At 70.7% G+C, this 20,204-nt stretch carries 16 protein-coding genes; 11 read left to right on the top strand and 5 right to left on the bottom strand.

Annotated elements, in window-relative coordinates; genetic code table 11:
• Positions 1-74: 74 nt before the first annotated feature.
• Entirely contained in the window at positions 75-1,391 is a 1,317-nt protein-coding gene (locus ET445_RS02575) for an ADP-ribosylglycohydrolase family protein (RefSeq protein ID WP_208008507.1), read from the bottom strand.
• A gap of 64 nt (positions 1,392-1,455) precedes the next feature.
• Between ET445_RS02575 and ET445_RS02570 the strand changes: the two genes are divergently transcribed.
• Positions 1,456-2,367, top strand: a complete 912-nt coding sequence (locus ET445_RS02570; RefSeq protein WP_243695300.1) for a ribokinase — start codon at positions 1,456-1,458, stop codon at positions 2,365-2,367.
• A gap of 83 nt (positions 2,368-2,450) precedes the next feature.
• On the opposite strand, the gene ET445_RS02565 is transcribed toward ET445_RS02570, so the two are convergent.
• Both ET445_RS02565 and ET445_RS02560 read right to left on the bottom strand, forming a co-directional pair.
• Positions 2,451-5,336, bottom strand: a complete 2,886-nt coding sequence (locus ET445_RS02565; protein ID WP_129188552.1) for an OmpL47-type beta-barrel domain-containing protein — start codon at positions 5,334-5,336, stop codon at positions 2,451-2,453.
• Positions 5,337-5,521: 185 nt separating this feature from the next.
• The gene (locus ET445_RS02560; RefSeq protein WP_129188550.1) at positions 5,522-5,926 is read right to left on the bottom strand and encodes a DUF3054 domain-containing protein; all 405 of its coding nucleotides are present in this window, start codon (positions 5,924-5,926) and stop codon (positions 5,522-5,524) included.
• 90 nt (positions 5,927-6,016) lie between these two features.
• On the opposite strand from ET445_RS02560, the gene lplAB reads away from it, so the two are divergent.
• The 8 genes from lplAB to ET445_RS02520 all read left to right on the top strand — a co-directional run bounded on the left by lplAB (position 6,017) and on the right by ET445_RS02520 (position 16,108).
• Entirely contained in the window at positions 6,017-7,075 is a 1,059-nt protein-coding gene (gene lplAB / locus ET445_RS02555; protein ID WP_129188548.1) for a lipoate-protein ligase LplAB, read from the top strand.
• A 55-nt stretch (positions 7,076-7,130) separates the two neighbouring features.
• A complete protein-coding gene (locus ET445_RS02550; protein WP_129188546.1) occupies positions 7,131-7,496 on the top strand; it encodes a hypothetical protein in 366 nt (121 codons plus the stop codon).
• 37 nt (positions 7,497-7,533) lie between these two features.
• Positions 7,534-8,433 carry a DNA-methyltransferase gene (locus ET445_RS02545; protein ID WP_243695299.1) on the top strand — a complete coding sequence of 300 codons (900 nt, stop codon included), beginning with the start codon at positions 7,534-7,536 and terminating at the stop codon, positions 8,431-8,433.
• Positions 8,399-9,169, top strand: a complete 771-nt coding sequence (locus tag ET445_RS02540) for a GntR family transcriptional regulator (protein ID WP_129188542.1) — start codon at positions 8,399-8,401, stop codon at positions 9,167-9,169. Before ET445_RS02545 ends, ET445_RS02540 begins: the two co-directional genes overlap by 35 nt.
• A gap of 179 nt (positions 9,170-9,348) precedes the next feature.
• Positions 9,349-13,263, top strand: coding sequence for a LamG-like jellyroll fold domain-containing protein (locus ET445_RS02535; protein WP_129188540.1), 3,915 nt, complete (start codon positions 9,349-9,351; stop codon positions 13,261-13,263).
• Between the two features lie 29 nt (positions 13,264-13,292).
• A complete protein-coding gene (locus ET445_RS02530; RefSeq protein ID WP_129188538.1) occupies positions 13,293-13,748 on the top strand; it encodes a carbohydrate-binding protein in 456 nt (151 codons plus the stop codon).
• Positions 13,738-15,108: a HupE/UreJ family protein gene (locus ET445_RS02525; RefSeq protein ID WP_243695298.1), complete on the top strand. Its 1,371-nt coding sequence runs from the start codon at positions 13,738-13,740 to the stop codon at positions 15,106-15,108. The genes ET445_RS02530 and ET445_RS02525 overlap by 11 nt, the downstream gene beginning before the upstream one ends.
• A gap of 58 nt (positions 15,109-15,166) precedes the next feature.
• Entirely contained in the window at positions 15,167-16,108 is a 942-nt protein-coding gene (locus tag ET445_RS02520) for an LLM class F420-dependent oxidoreductase (protein WP_129188536.1), read from the top strand.
• 124 nt (positions 16,109-16,232) lie between these two features.
• On the opposite strand, the gene ET445_RS02515 is transcribed toward ET445_RS02520, so the two are convergent.
• The gene (locus ET445_RS02515; RefSeq protein ID WP_243695297.1) at positions 16,233-17,381 is read right to left on the bottom strand and encodes a DUF2510 domain-containing protein; all 1,149 of its coding nucleotides are present in this window, start codon (positions 17,379-17,381) and stop codon (positions 16,233-16,235) included.
• Between the two features lie 167 nt (positions 17,382-17,548).
• Between ET445_RS02515 and ET445_RS02510 the strand changes: the two genes are divergently transcribed.
• Both ET445_RS02510 and ET445_RS02505 read left to right on the top strand, forming a co-directional pair.
• On the top strand, positions 17,549-17,770 hold the full coding sequence (locus ET445_RS02510) for a helix-turn-helix domain-containing protein (protein WP_129188534.1): 222 nt from the start codon (positions 17,549-17,551) through the stop codon (positions 17,768-17,770).
• Positions 17,763-19,034 (top strand): HipA domain-containing protein, encoded by a 1,272-nt coding sequence (locus ET445_RS02505; RefSeq protein ID WP_129188532.1) that lies wholly within the window; start codon positions 17,763-17,765, stop codon positions 19,032-19,034. The genes ET445_RS02510 and ET445_RS02505 overlap by 8 nt, the downstream gene beginning before the upstream one ends.
• 123 nt (positions 19,035-19,157) lie before the next feature.
• Here the strand turns inward: ET445_RS02505 and ET445_RS02500 are convergent, their stop codons facing one another.
• Positions 19,158-20,195: a LacI family DNA-binding transcriptional regulator gene (locus tag ET445_RS02500; RefSeq protein ID WP_129188530.1), complete on the bottom strand. Its 1,038-nt coding sequence runs from the start codon at positions 20,193-20,195 to the stop codon at positions 19,158-19,160.
• Positions 20,196-20,204 lie beyond the last annotated feature (9 nt).

Here is a 20,204-nt window from a genome sequence, read left to right as displayed (position 1 = left end):
CGCACGTGGTGCCACCTGACCGACGCGAAGGGGGCGGATGCCGAAGCATCCGCCCCCTTCTTCGTCTCGGGAGGTCAGCCGACCGCCGCCCCGGCCCGCGCGAGCACGGCCGTGCGGCGCGCGAGGTCGGAGATGCGCGAGTGGTCGAAGCCGAACAGCGCGGAGCGCGTGCGGTCGTGGAGCGGCTCGATGAAGTTCGCCGGGAGGCGGTCGGCTCCGAGCACGATGCCCGCGACCGAGCCGGCCGTCGCGCCGTTCGAGTCGGTGTCCCAGCCGCCCTGCACGGTGAGCCCGACGGTCGCGGCGTAGTCGCCCTCGCCCCACAGGAGGCCGGCCGCGATGATCGCCGCATTGTTGATCGTGTGCACCCAGCTGTAGCGGCCGTAGCGCAGCTGGATCGCCTCGATCGCCTGCTCCCACGTGAGGCCGTCGCGGTGCATGCGTTGCACGTCACGCAGGGCCTCGGCGAGGCGCGAGCGCGGCGGCACGTGGTCGAGCGAGGCCTCGAAGGCCTCTTCGACGGTCGCCGCGCCGAAGGCGCACGAGGTGATCGCCGCGGCCCAGATCTCGCCGTAGACGCCGTTCGCGACGTGCGAGAGCGACGCGTCCTCGTAGGCGAGGGCGGCGGCGGCGCGCGGGTCTCCCGGGTTCGTCCAGCCGAACACGTCGCCGCGGATGAGCGCGCCGATCCACTCGCGGTAGGGGTTGCGCACGGTCGCGACGCGCTCGATCGGCACGTTGTTGATGAGGTTCGTGTAGGCGGCGCGCTCGGCCGTGTAGACCTGCAGGTAGGGCAGCAGGGTCAGCCAGGATTCGGCCACATGGTTGCGCGTCAGGCCGGCGCCGTGCTGTTCGAGCAGGTGCAGGCCGAGGATCGGGTAGTCGATGTCGTCGTCGCGCGCCGAGCCGTCGACGTTGCCGCGGGTCGTCTCGGGCCAGTTCTCGCGCAGCTCGAAGCGTGCGGGCATGGGGTCGAGCACAGGGAAGTAGTCGCGGAGCGGCCACGCGTCTGCGAGCTCGAGGTATTCGCGCAGGTGCGTCGTCGTCCAGTGGGGACCCCACTCGACGGGCTTGCCGAGGTTGCAGCCGGCGATGCGGCCGAGCCACGCGCCGTGGATGCGCCGTTCGACCTCCGCGTCGCCCGGGCGCCCCGGCGAGTCGGCGACGGGCAGGGAGTCGAGGATGTCGCCGAGCGACTCGGGTTCCTCGTAGGCCCACCCGGGGGCGCGCTCGGCGTGTTCGAGCGACTCGAGGATGCCCTCGAGCGCCGCCACGTCGTCGGGGTCGGTCGCCGCGAACGCCGCCCGCTGAGCGGTGACGTCGTAGCCGGTCTCGGTGCGCTGATCGAGCTCGTCACTGACGAGGTCGAACGAGCTGAGCGGGTCGTGCACGCTGGGTCCTTTCCCGGTACAAATCCATTTGCATCGCCTCAACTCTGCCTGCCAGGATGGGGGTGTGTCAAGGAAGATCGCAACGGATGCCACGCCCCTCGTCGTCGTGGTCGGATCCGTCAACATGGACCTCGTCTTCACCGGACTCGCGGCCATGCCCGTGCCGGGCGAGACGGTCGCCGCGCGCTCATTCGAGCTGCAGCCCGGCGGCAAGGGCGCGAACCAGGCGTCCGCCGCAGCGGCGCTCGGCGCCGACGTGCGACTCGTGGCGGCGCTCGGGGACGACGAGTTCGGCCGCATCGCAGCGGCCGACCTCCGAGCGCGCGGAGTCTCGCTCGACCACGTCGCGACCGTGCCCGGTCCGTCAGGCGTCGCGGGCGTCCTCATCGACCAGGCGGGCGAGAACGTCGTCATCGTGAACCCGGGCGCGAACGGCGCCCTCGACGGGGCGGATGCCTCGGCCGTCGCCGACCGCATCGGCGCCGAGTCCGGGGCGCTGACCGTGCTCGCGTCGCTCGAAGTGCCCCTCGACGCGATCCGCGCGTGGGCGCGCGTCGCACGTGAGCGCGGGTGGCGATTCATCCTGAACCCCGCCCCGGCACCCGCCGAGCCGCTCGACGACGAACTGCTCGCGCTCGTCGACGTCATCACGCCCAACCAGACCGAACTCGCGAGCATCGGCGAGGAGCGGCTCGCCGCGGTCGTGCCGGTCGTCGTCGTGACCCTCGGCGGCGACGGCGCGGAGGTGCGCGCGGGCGGCACGGTCACGCGCGTCCCGGCGTTCGCGGTCGAACCCGTCGACACGACCGGGGCCGGCGACGCCTTCAACGGCGCGCTCGCCGTCGGGCTCGCGAGCGGCCGGCAGATCGGCGACGCCGTGCGTCTCGCGTGCGCGGTCGGAGCGCTCGCGACCCGCGGACTCGGAGCTCGCAGCTCACTGCCCGATGCGGCAGAGGCCGAGGCGTTCGCGGGCTGACGGGCCTCGATACACCGGCCCCGAGACATCCGGAGCACGCAGAACGGGCCGGGTCGCACGCGACCCGGCCCGTTCCTCATGCGCTACTTCGAGACGACCACCTGCACCTGGTCGCTCGCCGTCTCACCGGCGGCGTTGCGGAACACGACCCGATAGGTGTGCGTGCCCTTCGCCACGCCCGTGAGCTGCACCGTCGCCTTCTGGGCGGCGGGCGTCGCGGCCGTGAGCGTGCCGGTTCCCTTCGACGTCGCGCCCTCGAAGAACTCGTAGGACGTCGCGTTCGTGCCCCACCAGAGATCGGCGGTCAGGGTGAACGAGCCGTCCTTGTCCCAGTTGTCGTGGCTCAGCGCGGGCTTGCCGGGCGCCGCATCCGTGACCTTCACCGTCGTCGAGCCCGTCGCCGTCTCGCCCTTCGAGTTCACGAGCGTCGCCGTGTACACGTAGGTGCCGTTCGGCTTGCCGCGGAACGGCACCGACACCGCCTGCGCCGCAGGGCTCGCGGTCGCGAGGCTCTTGAGCGCGACGAGCTCGCCGTTCTCGTAGAGGCGCAGGACGCTGCCGTTCTCACCCCACCAGAGGTTCATCGTGATGTCGTAGTTGCCGTCGTGGAGGCCGTTCGCCCACCCGCTGTTCGACGACAGCACGCCTGCGTCGGGGCGCTTGCCCGCCCCGTCGCCGGCCGTCGAGACGACCGAGAAGGCGACCGACTTCGCCGTCTCGACGTTGCCCGCGACATCCGACGCCCGGTACTCGAGCGTGTGGTCGCCGCGCGCGTTCACCGCGAACGGCTCGCCGTACTCGGCCCACTCGCCGCCGTCGAGACGGTACTCGACGCGGTCGAGGCCCGAGCCGCCCTCTTCGTCGGCCGAGGCGATCGTCACGGTCGGCGACTCGTACGTCGTGCCGACGATGTTCGCACCCGCGAGGGTCGCCGTCGAGACGGGAGCGGTCTCGTCGGTGTCGCACACGTCGCCGGCGGGGAGCGTCTGCGGCGTCACGACCTGCTCGTGCGCGACCCGCAGGTAGTCGATGCTCGACCCGCCCGCGTTGCCCGAAGCCGCGTTGTTCTGCTGGATCCGGAGTGTGTGCGGGCCGTCGGAGAGCCCCGTGATCGAGAAGAACTTCGTGCCCTGGAACGGCCCGCCCGACTCGTTGCGGCGTTCGGTGTGCACGCCCTTCGAGACGCCGTCGACGAAGACCTCGACCTGCGTCGAGCCGTTCGAGGTCGCCCGGCCGTAGCCCTCGACCGTCGAGCCCGTGAACGTGATCTCGCCGAACCCGCCCTGCGCGGTGCCGCCGTGACGGCTGCCGCCGTAGGCCGACGGGTCGTCGGTCTTCACCCAACCGCCGCCGTAGGTCCATCCGGCGTCGGCGCCATCGACGTAGGTCCAGGCGGGGCCCTCGTCGGCGTCGACGTCGAGGTAGAGCCAGCCGTAGGCGGGCAGGCTCACGGTGCTGTGCGCCGAGCGCAGCCACGGCCCGGGCTCGCCCGTCAACAGGTTGGTCGTCCGCTGCGGGTACGCGATGCCGGTGCCTTCGAGGTTGACCGTGATGCACGAGGCGACGTTCTTGTAGCTGAACAGGTTGAGGGCCGCTTCGGGGCCCTTGACGCTCCGACGGAGCACGGCGTACGCGCGCGTGTCCTGCTGGGTCGGCACGCGGTCGCGGAGCGCGGACGGCGCCTCGGCGGGGGAGTTGTGGAGGGCTTCGGTCACGTCGTCCATGGCGTCGACCTCTTCGGGCGAGAGCACGTCGAGCAGACCCTGCTGGTCCATCGAGACGATCGCGCCGTTGCCGCCCTGCACCGCGAGGTCGAGGGCGCGGAGGCCGTCGGGCAACGAGATCATGTCGTACACCGCGGGCGCGTACGTGCCGCGGCCGAGCAGGCGCCGGTGGTCGATGAACGACTCGTAGTGGGCTTCGAGCGAGTCGACCGTGTTCTCCTGCGGGTAGCGGCCGATGCGGCTCGAGAACGAGTTGAAGTCGTCGTCGGGGTTCACCATGATGTGCGTGTATCCGAGGCGGTCCATGAGGGCCTGGTTCGAGTAGGTGCCGCTGCCCTCGGCGTGGGTGTACACCTCCCAGTCGGGGCGGTACTCGTGCGGGTAGTTCACGAACTCGCGGTTGCGCGCCTCGCCGAGGCCGTCGCCGCCCGACTGGAAGCCCCACATGCTCTGCGGGGCGTCGAACTCGAAGCCCTGGACGCCGTTGTCCATCCAGAAGCGCAGCACCTTCTTGGCGTAGTCCATGGCCGTCGGGCTGGCGAAGTTCAGCGCGGGAAGTCCCCACGTGGTCGCGTACCAGCGCCCGGCGGTTTCGCTGTAGTCCCAGTCGCCGTTGCTCGGGCGGCGGATCTGCGAGTTCGAGGGCGGCGCGGCGTTCGGATCGCTGCCCTGCGGGCGCTCGTCCCACAGGAAGAGCTTCGTCTGCCACGAGTCGATGCCGTCGCGCTTGTCGCGTTCGGCCTGCGTGAAGAGCGGGCTCGAGAAGTCGACGTAGAGGAGGGCGAGGTAGGCGGTGATCGTCATGCCGCGCGCATTGGCGGCGCTCACCATCTGGCGGAACTCCTCGACCGTGCCGTTCTTGGGGTCGGAGTCCATGAAGTCGCCCGTCGCCGGCAGCCCGCGCCAGGCGCCCGTCGAGAGGTAGGGGCCGTAGACGATCATGTTCGTGATGCCGCGGTCGGCGTAGTAGCCGTCCTCGATCTTGTCGGTGACGCTGTTCCAGGTCGTCGCGCCGTAGTCGAACCACTTGTCCATGTAGTCGTACGGCTCGGTCTCGTCGCTGTAGTTGTAGATCCAGCCGCCGCCGTCGCTGAACGGCGTGCCGCCGACGCCCGGGAGGGGCTCGAAGTCGTCGGCCGGATCTGCTGCGGCGGGGAGTGCTGTTCCCGTGATCGCGAGCGCGACGGCTGCCGCGGTCGCTGCCGCCGCTCGCCATCGCGGGGGTCGGTTCGGTGCTCGGTTCATGTCGTCCTCGTCTCCATCGACGGCCGCCGCCCCACCTGTTCGTTCGCGTCGAGGGGTCGACGCGGTCGGACGCGCTGGTCGCGGTCGGCACAGGTACAAAAGGTTTTGCACGCGCAATATCTCGCGATCGCGCCCGCTTGTCAAGAGGCGGATGTCTCGGAGCGACGGATGCCGCGGGGCGCGGGCTACTCGACCGGCGAAGCGGTGTTCGCGCGGGCCTTCGCGCGGGCCTTCGCGCGGGAGCGCGACACCGCGGCCGCGATGAGCCGCCACCCCACGAGGAACACGCCGAGCGTGATCGCGGTCACGATGATGAACGGCAGCGCTGTTCCACCGCCCGTCACGCCGCGCAGCAGCAGCCCGCCCGCGACGGTGATCGCCCAGACCGGCAGACCCGTGCGCACGGGCCGGAGCGGCGCGCGCCACGCGAGCAGCGCGATCCACGCGACGCCGAGGGCGACCGCGAACGGCCACACCGTGCCGAAGAGCCCCGGGAGCACCGCCTCGCCGTGGTTCGCCCGGCCGATCGCCGCGAACACGACGACGAGCACGAAATCGAGGGCGAGCGAGAGGAGGGCGGTTCGGCGCATGGGTCCATCCTGCCCGAGCAGCCTGGGCGCGAAGCGCGCACGCCGACGAGACCGGGCGAGCCCGGGGCATCCGGTCGTAGGCTCTTCTCCATGCCCTCTCTCCACGGCGAGTACAAGGTCCCCGGCGGCAAGCTCGTGGTCGTCGACTTCGACGTCGAAGACGGCGTCATCGTGAACCCGCGGGTGGCGGGCGACTTCTTCCTCGAGCCCGACGACGCGCTCGGCGACATCGACCGCGCCCTCGACGGGCTCGCGGCGGCGTCAGACGCCAAGCAGATCGCCGCGGCGATCTCGGCCGGTCTCCGAGAAGGGGCCGTCATGCTCGGTTTCTCGCCCGAGGCGGTCGCGGTCGCCGTGCGTCGCGCGATGACCGACGCGCGCACCTGGGCCGACTACGAGTGGGAGATCGTGCACGACGCATCCGTGTCGCCGCGCCTCCATCTCGCGCTCGACGAGGTGCTCGCCGCGCGCGTCGGCGAGGGCCGGCGCAAGCCGACCTTGCGGTTCTGGGAGTGGGACGAGTCGGCCGTCGTCATCGGGTCGTTCCAGTCGGTGAAGAACGAGGTCGACCCCGAGGGGGCCGCGAAGTACGGCTTCGAGGTCGTGCGGCGGATCTCGGGCGGCGGCGCGATGATGATGGAGAAGGGCAACGTCGTCACGTACTCGCTCTACGTGCCCGCCGAGCTGGTGCAGGGCATGAGCTTCGCCGACTCGTACGCGTTCCTCGACGATTGGGTGCTGCAGGGCCTCCGCGCGATCGGCATCGAGGCGACGTACCAGCCGCTCAACGACATCGCCTCGCCGCTCGGCAAGATCGGCGGCGCCGCGCAGAAGCGGCTCGGCTCGGGCGCCGTGCTCCACCACGTCACGATGGCGTACGACCTCGACAACGCGAAGATGCTCGAGGTGCTGCGCATCGGCCGCGAGAAGATCAGCGACAAGGGCATCGCGTCGGCCGCCAAGCGCGTCGACCCCCTGCGGTCGCAGACGGGCCTCAGCCGCGCGGCGATCATCGAGAGCCTCAAGCAGACGTTCACGGCGCTCTACGGCGCGACGCCCGGGTCGGTCACGGCCGACGAACTCGCCGAGGCCGAGCAGCTCGCCGAGACGAAGTTCGCGTCGGAGGAGTGGCTCTACCGCGTCCCGTGATGCGAGCCCGACTCCTGCCTGAGCCGCCCTCATGGCCGGCAGGTAGGATGCCCGGGTGGAATGGTGGATCTGGGTGCCGATCGCGGTCGCGATCGTCGCGCTCGTGTGGCTCGCGCAGCGCGCGGGCTGGATCGACCTGTCCGACAAGACCAAGCGCGGCGGCGGCTCCGGCGGCGTGCTCATGATCGGCGACGAGGTCTTCGCGCCGCGCAAGCACGAGGCGCAGGCCGAGCTCGACAAGCAGGCGCGGCTGCCCGTGCCCGCGCCGCTTCCCGGCGACGGCGACAAGGGCATCGCGTTCGCAGCGGATGATCCGGACGACTCGGATGTTCCGGGGACCGGGGCGGATGCCTCGCGGCGCGCGCCTGCGCGAACCGACCGCTTCCGCGGCACCATCCGGCTCGACGTCGAGCGCGACTGAGGCCCGCGACCCTGTCACCCCTGGCAGACTTGGGCGGGTGACGTTCACGGGGCCGAACCGCATCATCCAGGCCGACAACCTCGATGTGCTCCCGACCCTGCCCGACGGCGCGTTCACCCTCGTCTACCTCGACCCGCCGTTCAACACGGGGCGCGCGCAGACGCGTCACGTCACGCGGCATGTGCGGATCGCGGAAGAGGCGGATGCCGCGGACGATGTGCAGCCCGAGACATCCGTCGCCATCACCGGGTTCGGGGGCCAGCGCTACGCGCGCATCCGCGGCGACCTGCGCCGCTACGACGACCGCTTCGACGACTACTGGGGGTTCCTCGAGCCGCGGCTCGTCGAGGCGTGGCGGCTCCTCGCCGACGACGGAACCCTCTACCTCCACCTTGACTACCGCGAGGCGCACTACGCGAAGGTGCTGCTCGACGCGCTGTTCGGGCGCGAGTGCTTCTTGAACGAGCTCATCTGGGCCTACGACTACGGTGCGAAGTCGAAGCGCAAGTGGCCGACGAAGCACGACACGATCCTCGTCTACGTGAAGAATCCCGACGCGTACTGGTTCGACTCGACCGCGGTCGACCGCGAGCCGTACATGGCGCCGGGGCTCGTGACGCCCGAGAAGGCGGCTGCCGGGAAGCTCCCGACCGACGTGTGGTGGCACACGATCGTCTCGCCGACCGGGCGCGAGAAGACGGGGTATCCGACGCAGAAGCCCGAGGGCGTGCTGCGGCGGATCGTGCAGGCGTCGACGCGCGAGGGCGACTGGGTGCTCGACTTCTTCGCCGGGTCGGGCACGACGGGCGCGGTCGCGGAGGCCCTCGGCCGCCGCTTCGTGCTCGTCGACGAGAACCCCGAGGCGATCCAGGTCATGCGGGCGCGGTTCGAGGAGGTCGCGGATGTCTCGTACGAGATCGAGCGGGCGCGGAGCTGACCCCGCGGTCGCACGTGTCGGCGCTCCCGACATCGTCGGCGACCTGCGCGCGAGGATCGCGTCGGGCGACCTGCCCGCCGGTACCCGACTGCCGAGCGAGCTCGAACTCGCCGCGCGCCAGGGGTCGTCGCGCAGCGCCGTGCGCACGGCGCTCGCCGCCCTCGCCCGGCAAGGCCTCGTCGAGTCGCGTCCGGGCACCGGCTGGTTCGTGCAGTCGGCGCAAACGCAGGGATTCGATCGTATGCGGTCGTTCACGCAGTGGGCGGACGGGCGCGGTCGGGAGTCCGGCGGACGCATCGTCGAGCGCGCCACGCGGCTCGCGACCGCCCGTGAGGCGCGGCTCCTCGGCATCCGCACGAGCGACGAGGTGCTCCACACCGTCCGCGTGCGCACCCTCGAGGGACGGGACGTCATGATCGAGCGGTCGACGTGGGCGCCGTGGGTCGTGCGACACGTCGAGGACATGCCCGACGACATTCGCTCGACGACACGACTGCTCGCCGACGCCGGCATCCTCATCACGCACGGCAACCACCGCATCGAGGCCGTCGCGGCGTCGAGCGACGACGCCCGCCTGCTCGGCATCCGGCGATCGAGCCCGATGCTCCAGGTGCGGCGCGAGACCTACGCCGCCAACGGCCGACCGGTCGAATGCGGCGAGGACCGGTACGTGCCGCACACGATCTCCTTCGAGGCCCAGGCCGCGGGCGCGGCCGACCTGCCCGAGGCGAGCTGAGGGCGCCTCGGCGAACGGCCCGCCGCGGGGCCTTTCCTGCCCGGTGTGCACAGCGGGCTGAGCGAATCCGGCGATCCGGGGATTCCGCCGTCGTCGCGCCCATTGGTGTTCATCCTCGCGACATGTGCGGCCGATTTCGTGACACCGTTCCGTTCCCGGACCCCTACGAAGGAAGAACCGTGTCGAAGCCCGACGCTCCGCAGGCTCACGCTCCCCACCCCCATCCGTTCCGTCGCTCGTCGATGTTCGCGGCCGCCGTCACGGCGGCGACCGTCGTCCTCGCGGGCGTCTCGGCTCCCGCGTTCGCGACCCCGCTCGCCGATGCACCCGCGGCCCGCTCGGCCGCCGCTTCGGCTGCTCCCGCCGTTCCGACGACCGCGGCAGTCGGCGAGATCGTCGAGTTCCGGCCCCCGGCCGACCTCGGCGGCGACCTCGTCGTCACCGTGACCGCCCCCGACGCCGTCATCGCGGCCGTGAGCGCCGGCGCCGACGGCGTCTACCGGTTCACCCCAGCCCTCGCAGGCGACTACACCGTCGCCCTCACCGCGACCGATGCGACCGGTGAGATCGTCGAGCAGACGTGGGTCGTCGCGGTCTCCGCCGGGGCGGCAGGCGCCTCGACGCAGCAGACGGCCGGCGACGAGGCATCCGCCACTCCCCAAGCCGCCGCGCAGGCGGCTGCAGCGCCCGCCGCGGGCGAACCCGACATCCGCTTCGCCGCCATCGGCGACATCCACGACAACTGGCCCGAACTCGCCGAGGCGTTCGACTTCTGGAAGGCCGAGAACGTCTCGACCGCGCTCTTCGTGGGAGACCTCACGAACAACGCGACGGCCGCCGAATACGCGGGCTTGCAGAGCACGATCGAATCGAAGGCCGGCCTGGGCATCCGCCTCGTCGCGTCCCTCGGCAACCACGACGTGACCGCCATCTCGTCGTACGACCTGTTCACGCAGGCCACCGGCGGCCAGAAGCCCAACGCCGACTACACGATCGACGGCTATCACTTCATCACCGTCTCGCCTGGCGCCGGGACGCTCGACCCCACGACCGGCAAGCCCTCGACGGCGAACTCGGGCAACTACGCGTACGCCGCCTCGTGGCTCCAGCAGCGGCTCGCGGCCGACACCGCCGAAGACCCTGCGAAGCCCGTCATCGTGCTCGTCCATCACCCCCTCCAGTGCACCCACTACGTCTCGAACGAGTGGTACGGCACGGGCTTGTCGAGCGGCTGCGGCAACACCCTGCAGTCGGTGTTCGACGACTTCCCGCAGGCCGTCGTCTGGAGCGGGCACATCCACACGCCCCAGAACATCCCGACCTCGGTGTGGCAGGGCCAGGAAGGCCGGAGCGGCACCAAGTCGGGCAAGGGCTTCACGACCGTCAACGCGCCGCCCCTCGCGTACTACGAGTTCGAATCGGGCGTCGTCAACACGAGCCCGACGAGCCGGTCGAACGACACCACGCCCGACGACGCCGGCGACAACCGCCAGACGGCGATCGTCGAGATCACCGGCTCGAAGGTCACGATCAAGAACTACGACCTCCTCGCCGACCAGTGGATCGACCAGACCTGGTCGTGGGACGTCGCCGATTCGATCGACACCACCAAGAGCTACGACGAGCGCTTTCCGCTCAACAACACCCACCGCGCAAGCCTCAGCTCGGCACCCGTGTGGCCCGCCGGATCGGCCCTGACCGTCAACGGCATCGGCGACGACAAGGCGATGGTCGCGTTCCCGCAGGCCGTGCCGGCGCCCAACCCCGTGCAGGACATCGTCCACAAGTACCGCTACACGACGGTCGACGTTGCGAGCGGGCAGACTGTCAACACGTTCCTCCAGTGGTCGGGCTTCTACAACCTCCCCATGCCGACGACGCGCAACCACGAGGTGTGGAACCTTCGCGCGGCGCGCGAGTACGAGGTGCGCGTCACTCCGATCAACGCGTGGGGCAAGGAGGGCGCGGCGCTCACCGCCCGCTTCACGACGTCGGGCTCGACGACGCCCGTCGACCCGCCGTTCGACCCCGACGCGCTCACGTTCGACGACCTGCGCGAGAACGTCCCGACTCCCGACCTCCTCGACGTCGGCTTCGTCGGTGGCAAGGCGGTCGACGCGTCGCCCAAGGCGTGGGCGCTCACGGCGGGCAGCGCGGCGAGCATCGTCGACGAGGCCGCCCTCGGCGGCCAGGTCGCCGTCGGCACGCAGGGCGCGGCGACCGCGTTCCGCACGGGCACGTGGAGCGACGCCGACTACGCCGGCCTGCAAGACGGCTTCACGGTCGATGCGACGTTCAAGCTCGATTCGATCGACAAGGCCGTCGGCGGCTACGTCGACGTCTTCGGCGGCATGCAGGGCGCCGGCATCGGCCTCGAAGCCGTGCGCACGTCGTCGTCGACGAGCTACGAACTGCAGTTCTGGTACGCGAGCCCGCAGCCGAAGGCGCTGCTCGACTACGGCACGTGGTACCACGTGACCGGCTGGTACGACGGCACCGACGCCCGCCTCTACGTCAACGGCATCAAGAAGGTCGAGCAGAAGAGCGTCTCCTTCAACGTCAAGCCGACGACCGCTGCAGCCAGGTACATGACGATCGGCGGCGACGCGAACCCGAGCGGGACGCTCGACGACTCGACGTTCAACGGCAGGATCGCGGGCGCCGAGCTCTACAGCGCGCCGCTGTCCGACAAGAACGTGTACCGCGTCGCCAACCGCGAACTGCGACTCCTCGACGCGACGCCGCCGCAGGTTCGCGTCGTGCCCGCGCCGAGCGCCTCGGCGGTCGTCGGCCACCGGTTCATCGCCCCCGCTCCGCAGGCGGTCGACAACTCGGGTTCGGTGAAGGCGGCCCTCGAGGTCACCGACCCGGCAGGCGGCGTGCTCGACGTGACCCGCACGGCCGACGGCCGGTTCGAGTTCACGCCGACCCTGCCGGGCGACCACACGGTGACGTACGTCGTCACCGACGCCGCGTCCCGCCAGGCGCAAGCCGCCTTCACGGTGACCGCCGTCAACGGGTCCGACGCGCTGGCCGACCTCCTCGAACCGCTGCCCGTCGCCGACCTGCTCGACCTCGACTACGTCGGCGGCGCACCCGTCGACCGCTCGCCGCGAGCGCACTCGATCACCAAGGGCAACGCCCCGGTCGCGGTCGACCCCGCGCTCGGCGGGGAGGCGGCCTCGTTCACGGGCAACTCCGCGCAGGGGTCTCGCATCGCCTGGTCGGACGCCGACTATGCGAAGACCGAGGACGGCTTCGCGATCGAGTCGGTCTTCAAGGCGCCTGCGATCACGACCGAGCGCGACATGATCTCGAACACCCAGAACGCAGGCCAGGGCCTCGAGATGCTCCCGGGCACGCAGTCGGGCAGGGTCTCGCCGGAACTGTGGGTGCGCGTCGGCGGCACGTACGTCGTCGCCCGCGCCGAGAACGCCGTGACCGCCGGCATGTGGACGCACGTCGTCGCGACATACGACGCGCAGTCGGGCGCCCTGCGGGTGTTCGTCGACGGACGCCTCGCCGGATCGGCGACGGCATCCGGCGGCGGCAAGGTGCAGAACCCGACGGGGTCGTCGCGCAGCTTCGTGGTCGGCGGCGACATCTCGTCGTCGGGCACGGTCGAGTACCCCTACGAAGGCTCGATCGCGACGGCGAAGATCTACAGCGAGCCGCTCACCGCGAAGCCGATCGCACGACTCGCAGCGCGCGCGCTGAAGTCGCTCGATACGACGGCACCCCTTCTCGTCGTCGACCCGGCCCCCGCGTCGAACGCGATCGTCGGCGCCGACTACTCGGTGCCGCGCGGCATCGCGGGCGACGACTCGGGAACCGTTTCGGTCGCGATCAAGGTGTCGGGTCCGATCGGCGAGAACGTGCCGCTCGAGCCCGGAACGATCGTGCCCCCCGTCGCCGGCGCCTACACGCTCGCCTACACGGCGACCGACGCGGCGGGCAACACGGCGAAGGCCGAGTTCGCGGTGACGGCGACCGACCCTGCACCCGTGTCGACGGTCGCACCGCGCATCGACGGCACGGCCGAGGTCGGCGGTCTCCTCGTCGCCCAGCCCGGGGGTGGGATGTCTCCGGGCTGACGTTCGCCTACCGGTGGACGGCGAACGGCGTGCCCATCACCGGCGCGACCGGCCCCGAACTCCGTGTCGGAGGCGCGCTCAACGGCGCCGACCTCGCGGTCACCGTGACCGCGAGCTCACCGACCAGCGCACCCGGCAGCGCCGTCTCGCCCACGGTCAAGGTGAGCGCCCTGCCCGAGTGGCGGGCCGCCCAGATCTACCTCGGCGGAGAGACCGTGCTGCACGACGGACGCGTCTACGTGGCCCAGTGGTGGACGCAGGGCGTGACGCCCGCCAAGAGCGGACCGAACGGCGCCTGGTCGGAGCGCGGCGTCGAGGTCGCGACGTCGAAGGGCGTCGTGCGGGCCTGGACGGACTCGTGGATCTACACGGGCGGCGAGATCGTCGCCCACGAGGGCCGGCTCTACAAGGCCGGCTGGTGGACCCGCAACCAGGAACCGGGCGCGAGCCCCTACAACGGCTGGACCGACCTCGGTGCGTACTGATCCCACCCGCGGCGGGAGCGCGCGCCTCGTGCGCGCGCTCCTGCTCGTGGTCGCCGCCCTCGCCTTCCTCGTGCCGGCTGCGCCGGCCGCCGCCCACAGCTACTCGGCGACCGTCTATGCGGACGTGACCGAGCCCGAACCGGGTCTCGTCCGCACGGTGCTCGAGATCGAGTACGTGCTCCTCGCGACCGACGGCGCCCGCGCGATGGGCGACGCGGAGTTCGAGGCCGCCGCGTACGCCGACGTGCAGTCGTCGGGCCGCGACCCGTCGAAGCTCACGACCGCGGTGCTCGAGCAGTACTCCGACACCGTGCTCGGTTACGTGCTGCCGCGCTACTCGGTCTCGGTCGAGTCCGATGCGGCCGAGACATCCGCCTGCCCGAACGCGCTCGCAGAGCCCTACGCGATCACGTTGCGCGACGGCGTGCCGCACGCGCGCCTCGTGATCGACAGCGACTGCCGCGATCAGGTGGGCGCCGCGGCCCCCGTGTACCGGATCGGCACCGAGCTGTTCCCGGGCACGGCGCCGGGCGGCAAGACGACGACGATCGTCGAGTACGACCTGCGCTCAGGGTCGGGCGTTGCGAACCTCGACACCGACACGAGCCCGACGGTCACGACGACGCAGGACTGGGGCTCGCGCATGGGCGAGTTCCTCGTGCTCGGCTCCGAGCACTTGCTGTCGGGCGCCGACCACCTGCTGTTCCTGCTCGCTCTCATCGCGGGGTCGCGGCGCTTGCGCGACATCGTGCTGGTCGCGACGGCGTTCACGGTCGCGCACTCGCTGACGTTCGTGCTCGCGGCGCTCGGCATCGTGAGCGTTCCGCCCGCGATCGTCGAGCCGATCATCGCGTTCTCGATCGCGGCGGTCGCGCTGTGGAACGTGTGGGTGTGGCGGCGCGGTCGCGTCGCGAACGCCGGCGTCGGCGCGCCAGTCGACGGTGTCGAGGCTCCGGATGTCTCGGGCGGCGCGCCGTCCGGCGGCGGACTCGCGCTGCGCGAGCGCGTCGCCCTGGCGCCGGCGCCCTCGAAGGCACCGGCATCCCTCGACAGCGCCGCGACGCGCTGGTTCTCGCGGGACGACTGGGTCCGCGTCGCCGTCGTGTTCGCGTTCGGCCTTGTGCACGGGGTCGGATTCGCGGGGGCGCTCGGCATCGACGAGCCGTTCTCGTGGGGACTGCTCGGCGCGCTCCTCGTCTTCAACGTGGGCATCGAGCTCACGCAGCTCGTGCTCATCGCGATCGCGTTCCCGATCCTCCTGCTCGTGCGCAAGCGGCTGACGCTCGTGCCGGTGTGGATCCAGCTCGCTGTCGCGGCGGTCGGGCTCTACTGGTTCGCGGAGCGACTGCTCGCGGGGTGAGGCGCGCGTGACGCGTGAGAATGGATGCGGCGCCTCCGCCCCGTTCGAAGGGATCGACATGAAGTTCCGCGTGTTCACCGAGCCGCAGCAGGGTGCGACCTACGGGCAGCAGCTGGCGATGGCGCTGACCGCCGAACGTCTCGGATTCGACGCGTTCTTCCGCAGCGACCACATCCGCGCGATGGGCGCCGAGGGGCCGGCCGGGGCGAGCGACGGGCTGCCCGGCCCGACCGACTCGTGGGTGACCCTCGGCGCGCTCGCGCGCGAGACATCCACCATTCGTCTCGGCACCTTGGTGACGAGCCTGACGTTCCGCCACCCGGGCATGCTCGCGATCCAGGTCGCGCAGGTCGACGAGATGAGCGGCGGGCGTGTCGAGTTCGGGTTCGGGGCCGGATGGTTCGAGGCCGAGCACGCCGCGTACGGCATCCCGTTCCCGAAGAAGCGCTTCGACCTCTTCGAGGAGCAGCTTGAGATCCTCACCGGGCTGTGGGCGACGCCGTCGGGTTCGACGTTCGACTACCCCGGGACGCACTACACGCTCGTCGACTCGCCGGCGCTGCCCAAGCCCGTGCAGCAGCCCGTGCCCGTGATCCTCGGCGGCGGCGGAGCCGTGCGCCTGCCCGCCCTCGCCGCGCGCTTCGCGCACGAGTTCAACGTGCCGTTCCGCAGCGACCACGTCATCGCCGAGCAGTTCGCGCGCGTGCGCGCCGCCGCCGAGGCGATCGGCCGCGACCCCGGCTCGCTCGTCTACTCGGCCGCCCTCACGACGACGGCCGGGGCGACCGACGCCGAGTATCGGGCGCGCGCCGAGCGCATCGGCCGCGACCCGCTGGAACTCGCCCGCGAGGGCATCGGCGGCACCGCCCAGCAGGTGATCGACCGCATCGCGGGGCTGCGCGAACTCGGTGTCGAGACGCTCTACCTGCAGGTGCTCGATTTCGACGACCTCGACGTGCTCGAGTTCCTCGCGAGCGAGGTGCTGCCGCAGGTCGCGTGAGCGGGCAGCCGCGGATCACCCGGCCCGCCCGCAATCGGGTCAGTCTCCGAACGCATCGTCACCGACTCGCCCACTGCCGGATCCCTCGGGGCACTTCCCTCCCATTCGTGGAGACGGCACGCGTTCACACCGACTGCGTGATGCCTGCCGCGACCGCAGTGCCCACACCGATGACGGTCAGCAGCACGAGCGCGCATCCCGAGCCGGTCGCCTTCGCGGCGGCGCGACCGGGTTCGGTTGAGGTCTTGGGTCGTTGCGCGATGTAGGCGCCCGGCACCGAATAGTGCGCGGCCTGGGGGACCAGCCTCGGCACCGTGATCGGTGCGCCGTCGAGCCAGTCAGCGCTCAGTTCATTCGCACGTGCTGCGTGCAGCTTGAGCTCGGCGCCCAGAGGGGAGCCCACGACTCGCGCCCACGCAGCCACGACACGGCTACGACCAACCTGATGGTCAATCGTCGGGAGAAAGTGGCGCGACGTCGTGGTGGAGAGCTCACCGCACCTCTCGCCACCGAGCCTGACTTCCACGACGTCGCGGGACTCTCCGTTCTTGAGGGTGCGCTCCAGACGGTGGAGGGTGACCAGCAGCAGCCCGTCTCCATCGCGTGGAACGAACGGGCGAATAACGTCGAAGTGTTGCTCTTCGCCCGCTACCTGAAGCGCGCCGCCCCACGGCAGTAGGGAGTATTCGGCGCTCGGCGGGTCATTTTCGGCGATGAGGGCGCGATCCGCCGCATACGCGAACGTGACCCTCGCGTAGAGGCGTTCGCCCTCAGATGTTCGGCGGCGGACCGCCCAGATGCGCGCGGGTGTCACGGCACGGTGTCCCGAGGCGACGATGCGGCGGACAGCGTCCCGGTACGCGTGTGTCTCCTCGCGCGCGATGTACCCGACCACTTCATCATTGATCCGCACGGAGATCGCATCGCCGTCATGGGGGTTGTCAGGTTCGGGCACCAGGGCTGCGGTGGTCATGACCTCGACCTCGCGATCAAGGAGAACGCGTTGACCCAATGCGCGCTCGATTTCTTCGTCGCGGTACGCCTCACCGACTACTTCGTTCCATGGGGATGCATTGCGATCGGCGAGCCAGTAGTCAGTCGGCGTGATCGGTGCCGGTGAGACCGAAACGTTCGGGGAATCCGCTGTCACGCTCGGGTTCATGGGTGCAGCCGCAGGCGCAGGATGGAGATGGTTCGTCCAAGCGGAGCCATCCCACCAGCGAAGTTGCGTCGGGTCTTCAGGGTCGGGGTACCAGGCTGCCGGGGTGGTCACCTGCCGACGGTACCTTGGAACGGTTCCGCGAGGAGCGGCGGATCGGTGCCCCAGATCGGGGCACATTCCCGGCGAATCAAGCTGTGCGCGAACGCGCACTTCCCTTTCTGTGCGCGATCCGTCACACTGAGGGATGTGCGCGGACGCGCACACCTGGAGGTGGTGCCATGCGTGTGAGATCCGTACGAGAGCTCGGCGCGGCCGTCCGCGAGCGGCGAGAGGTGCTCGGCTGGTCGCAGGCCGAGCTCGCTGAGCGTGCCGGGGTGACCCGTGAATGGGTCGTGCGCTTCGAAGGAGGCAAAGCGAGTGTGCGGCTCGACCGTGCGTTCGACCTCATCACGGCACTCGACCTGGCGGTCGACCTGAACGAGCGGGCCGTCGATGCCTGAACTCGAACTCAACGTCTTCCTCGACGGCACTTTCATCGGAGTCGTCTCCCAGAACCAAAGCGGAAACGTCGGCTTCACCTACGACGAGAGCTACCGGCGGCGCATCCACGCGACGCCGCTCTCGTTGTCGATGCCGGTGACGCGCGCATCCCACCCTGCCCGCGTCGTGTTGCCGTTCCTGCAGGGGCTGCTGCCCGACAGCGCGGGTCGCCTCGACGAGCTGGGGCGCGAGTTCCACACCTCAGCTGCGAACCCGCTCCAACTCCTGCGGCACATCGGCGGCGACGTCGCGGGCGCGGTGCAGATCCTCCCTCCGGATGTCTCACCGAGCGATGCCGGCCAGCGTCAGCGAGACATCCAACGGCTCGACGACGCCGCGCTCACTGAACTGATCGCCGACGTCGTCGACAACGCCGATACCTGGGGCACACGCGACGACGGGCGGTGGAGCCTCGCGGGTGCCCAGCCGAAGCTCGCACTGTTTCGCGATGACGACGGCTGGGGCATCCCTCGCGACGCGACGCCGACGACCCACATCCTGAAACCGGCGGTGCTGCCGTATGTCGAACACGACGTGAACGAGTACGTGACGATGACGGCGGCGCGGGCAGTTGGTTTGAGGGTCGCGGATGCCGGTTTGCTCACCACCGACCGCGGCGATCGTGTGTTCGTTGCTGCCCGCTACGACCGGCGCCTCGTCGGCGATCGCTGGCAGCGGCGGCATCAAGAGGACTTCTGCCAGGCGCTTTCAGTCGACCCGGCCCGCAAGTACCAGTCCGACGGCGGTCCGGGGTTCGCGGCGATGGCCCAACTCATCGACACGTTCCCCGGCATCGACCAACGTCGGGCGAGTCAGCGCGCGCTGTTCGATGCGATGGTGTTCAACGTGTCGGCGGCCAACACCGATGCGCACGCGAAGAACTACTCGATCCTCCTCGACGCAGAGCGCGCCGAGCTCGCACCGCTGTACGACCTCGGCACGCACCTCGCCTATCCGTCGACGCGGCCACTCACCTCGGCGATGAAGGTCGGCGATGAGTACCGGCTCGACGCGATCGGCATCCGCGATTTCGTGGGAGTGGGACGCAAGCTGCGCATCCCGGCCGACGAGGCCGAGTCGCGGGTGAACGACATCCGTTCAGGGCTCGCCGCCGCCTTCGCCGGGGCCGCGGCTCAAATCGCGATGCCCGACGAGCGGGCAGTCGCGACGCGCATCGCCGAGTCGGTCGCCGACTACGCGGCGGCCCGCGGATGGATCGACTGACTCTGATCCAAGAACGCAATCCCGACAAGCAGCCCGAGACGATCAAGCTCGTCATGGAGCAGATGGAGCAGATGGAGCAGATGGAGCAGCTCGCGCCGCGGTGCTCGGCTGCGCGACCGACGCCTAACTCGACGCCCGCACCACCAACTGCGTCGACAGCAGCGTCGCGGACGGCACGTCCTCGCCGGCGATGAGCCGCACGAGCGTGCGGGCCATGACCTCGCCCATCTGGAGCGACGGCTGGTGCACGGTCGTGAGGGGCGGCACGGCCATGGAGGCGTAGCGGTCGTCGTCGAAGCCCACGACGGCGACGTCGCCGGGGATGGTGCGGCCGGTTTCGAGGATCGCCGCGTAGGCGCCCATCGCCATCTGGTCGTTGGCGCAGAAGACGCCGTCGATCGTGGGGTCGCGTTCGAGGAGCCTGCGCATGGCGATCGCGCCCGACTCGGGGCTGAAGTCGCCGAACTCCACGAGGTCGGACGTGCGACCGGCGCGGTCGAGCACGTTGCGCCAGCCGCGCAGGCGGTCGACGCCCGGCGGCATGTCCTGCGGGCCGCCGATCGTCGCGATGCGCTGCCGCCCGCGCTCGACGAGGTGCTCGGTCGCGATCTCGGCGCCGTGTGCGTTGTCGACGTCGACCGTGTAGTTGACCTGCTCGCCCGGATCGAGGGGGCGCCCGCCGAACACGACGGGCAACGCCCGCGACACGTGCGCGTACGAGTGGTCGCCCGTGTGATGCGAGGCGACGAGGGCGCCGTCGACGTTGCCGCCGAGGAGGTACTTGCGCGTCTTGTCGGACGCGGCCTCGCTCTCGATGAGCATCGAGAGCGTGTAGTCGGTGTCGGCGAGGGCGAGGCCGATGCCCTGCACAAGGGTCGCGAAGAACGGGTCGTTGAACACCTTCGCCGTCGACTCGGGAACGACGAGCGCGATCGCCTGCGTGCGCCGGCTCGCGAGCGAGCGCGCGGCGCGGTTGGGCACGTAGTTGAGGACGGCGATCGCCGCTTGCACGGCCTCGACGACGTCGGGGCTGACTTTCGGCGACCCGTTGACGACGCGCGACACCGTCGCCCGGGAGACGCCCGCGTGCGCGGCCACCATCTCGAGCGTGGGCGCCGAGCCGCCGCGGGCGGAGGCAGGGGTGCCGCGATCGGCCGTCATGCGAAACCC

This window comes from Agromyces protaetiae (assembly GCF_004135405.1).
Lineage (GTDB): Bacteria > Actinomycetota > Actinomycetes > Actinomycetales > Microbacteriaceae > Agromyces > Agromyces protaetiae.
Note: the sequence above shows the minus strand (reverse complement) of the source record. Positions and strands in the feature narration are given on the sequence as shown.

Bases quoted from the DNA above. Each gene is read 5' to 3' on its own strand.
- ET445_RS02540 (WP_129188542.1), top strand. From the start codon at position 8,399: ATGTCTCGTACGAGATCGAGCGGGCGCGGAGCTGACCCCGCGGTCGCA.
- ET445_RS02560 (WP_129188550.1), bottom strand. From the start codon at position 5,926: ATGCGCCGAACCGCCCTCCTCTCGCTCGCCCTCGATTTCGTGCTCGTC.
- lplAB (WP_129188548.1), top strand. From the start codon at position 6,017: ATGCCCTCTCTCCACGGCGAGTACAAGGTCCCCGGCGGCAAGCTCGTG.
- ET445_RS02565 (WP_129188552.1), bottom strand. From the start codon at position 5,336: ATGAACCGAGCACCGAACCGACCCCCGCGATGGCGAGCGGCGGCAGCG.
- ET445_RS02500 (WP_129188530.1), bottom strand. From the start codon at position 20,195: ATGACGGCCGATCGCGGCACCCCTGCCTCCGCCCGCGGCGGCTCGGCG.
- ET445_RS02520 (WP_129188536.1), top strand. From the start codon at position 15,167: ATGAAGTTCCGCGTGTTCACCGAGCCGCAGCAGGGTGCGACCTACGGG.
- ET445_RS02505 (WP_129188532.1), top strand. From the start codon at position 17,763: ATGCCTGAACTCGAACTCAACGTCTTCCTCGACGGCACTTTCATCGGA.
- ET445_RS02510 (WP_129188534.1), top strand. From the start codon at position 17,549: ATGCGTGTGAGATCCGTACGAGAGCTCGGCGCGGCCGTCCGCGAGCGG.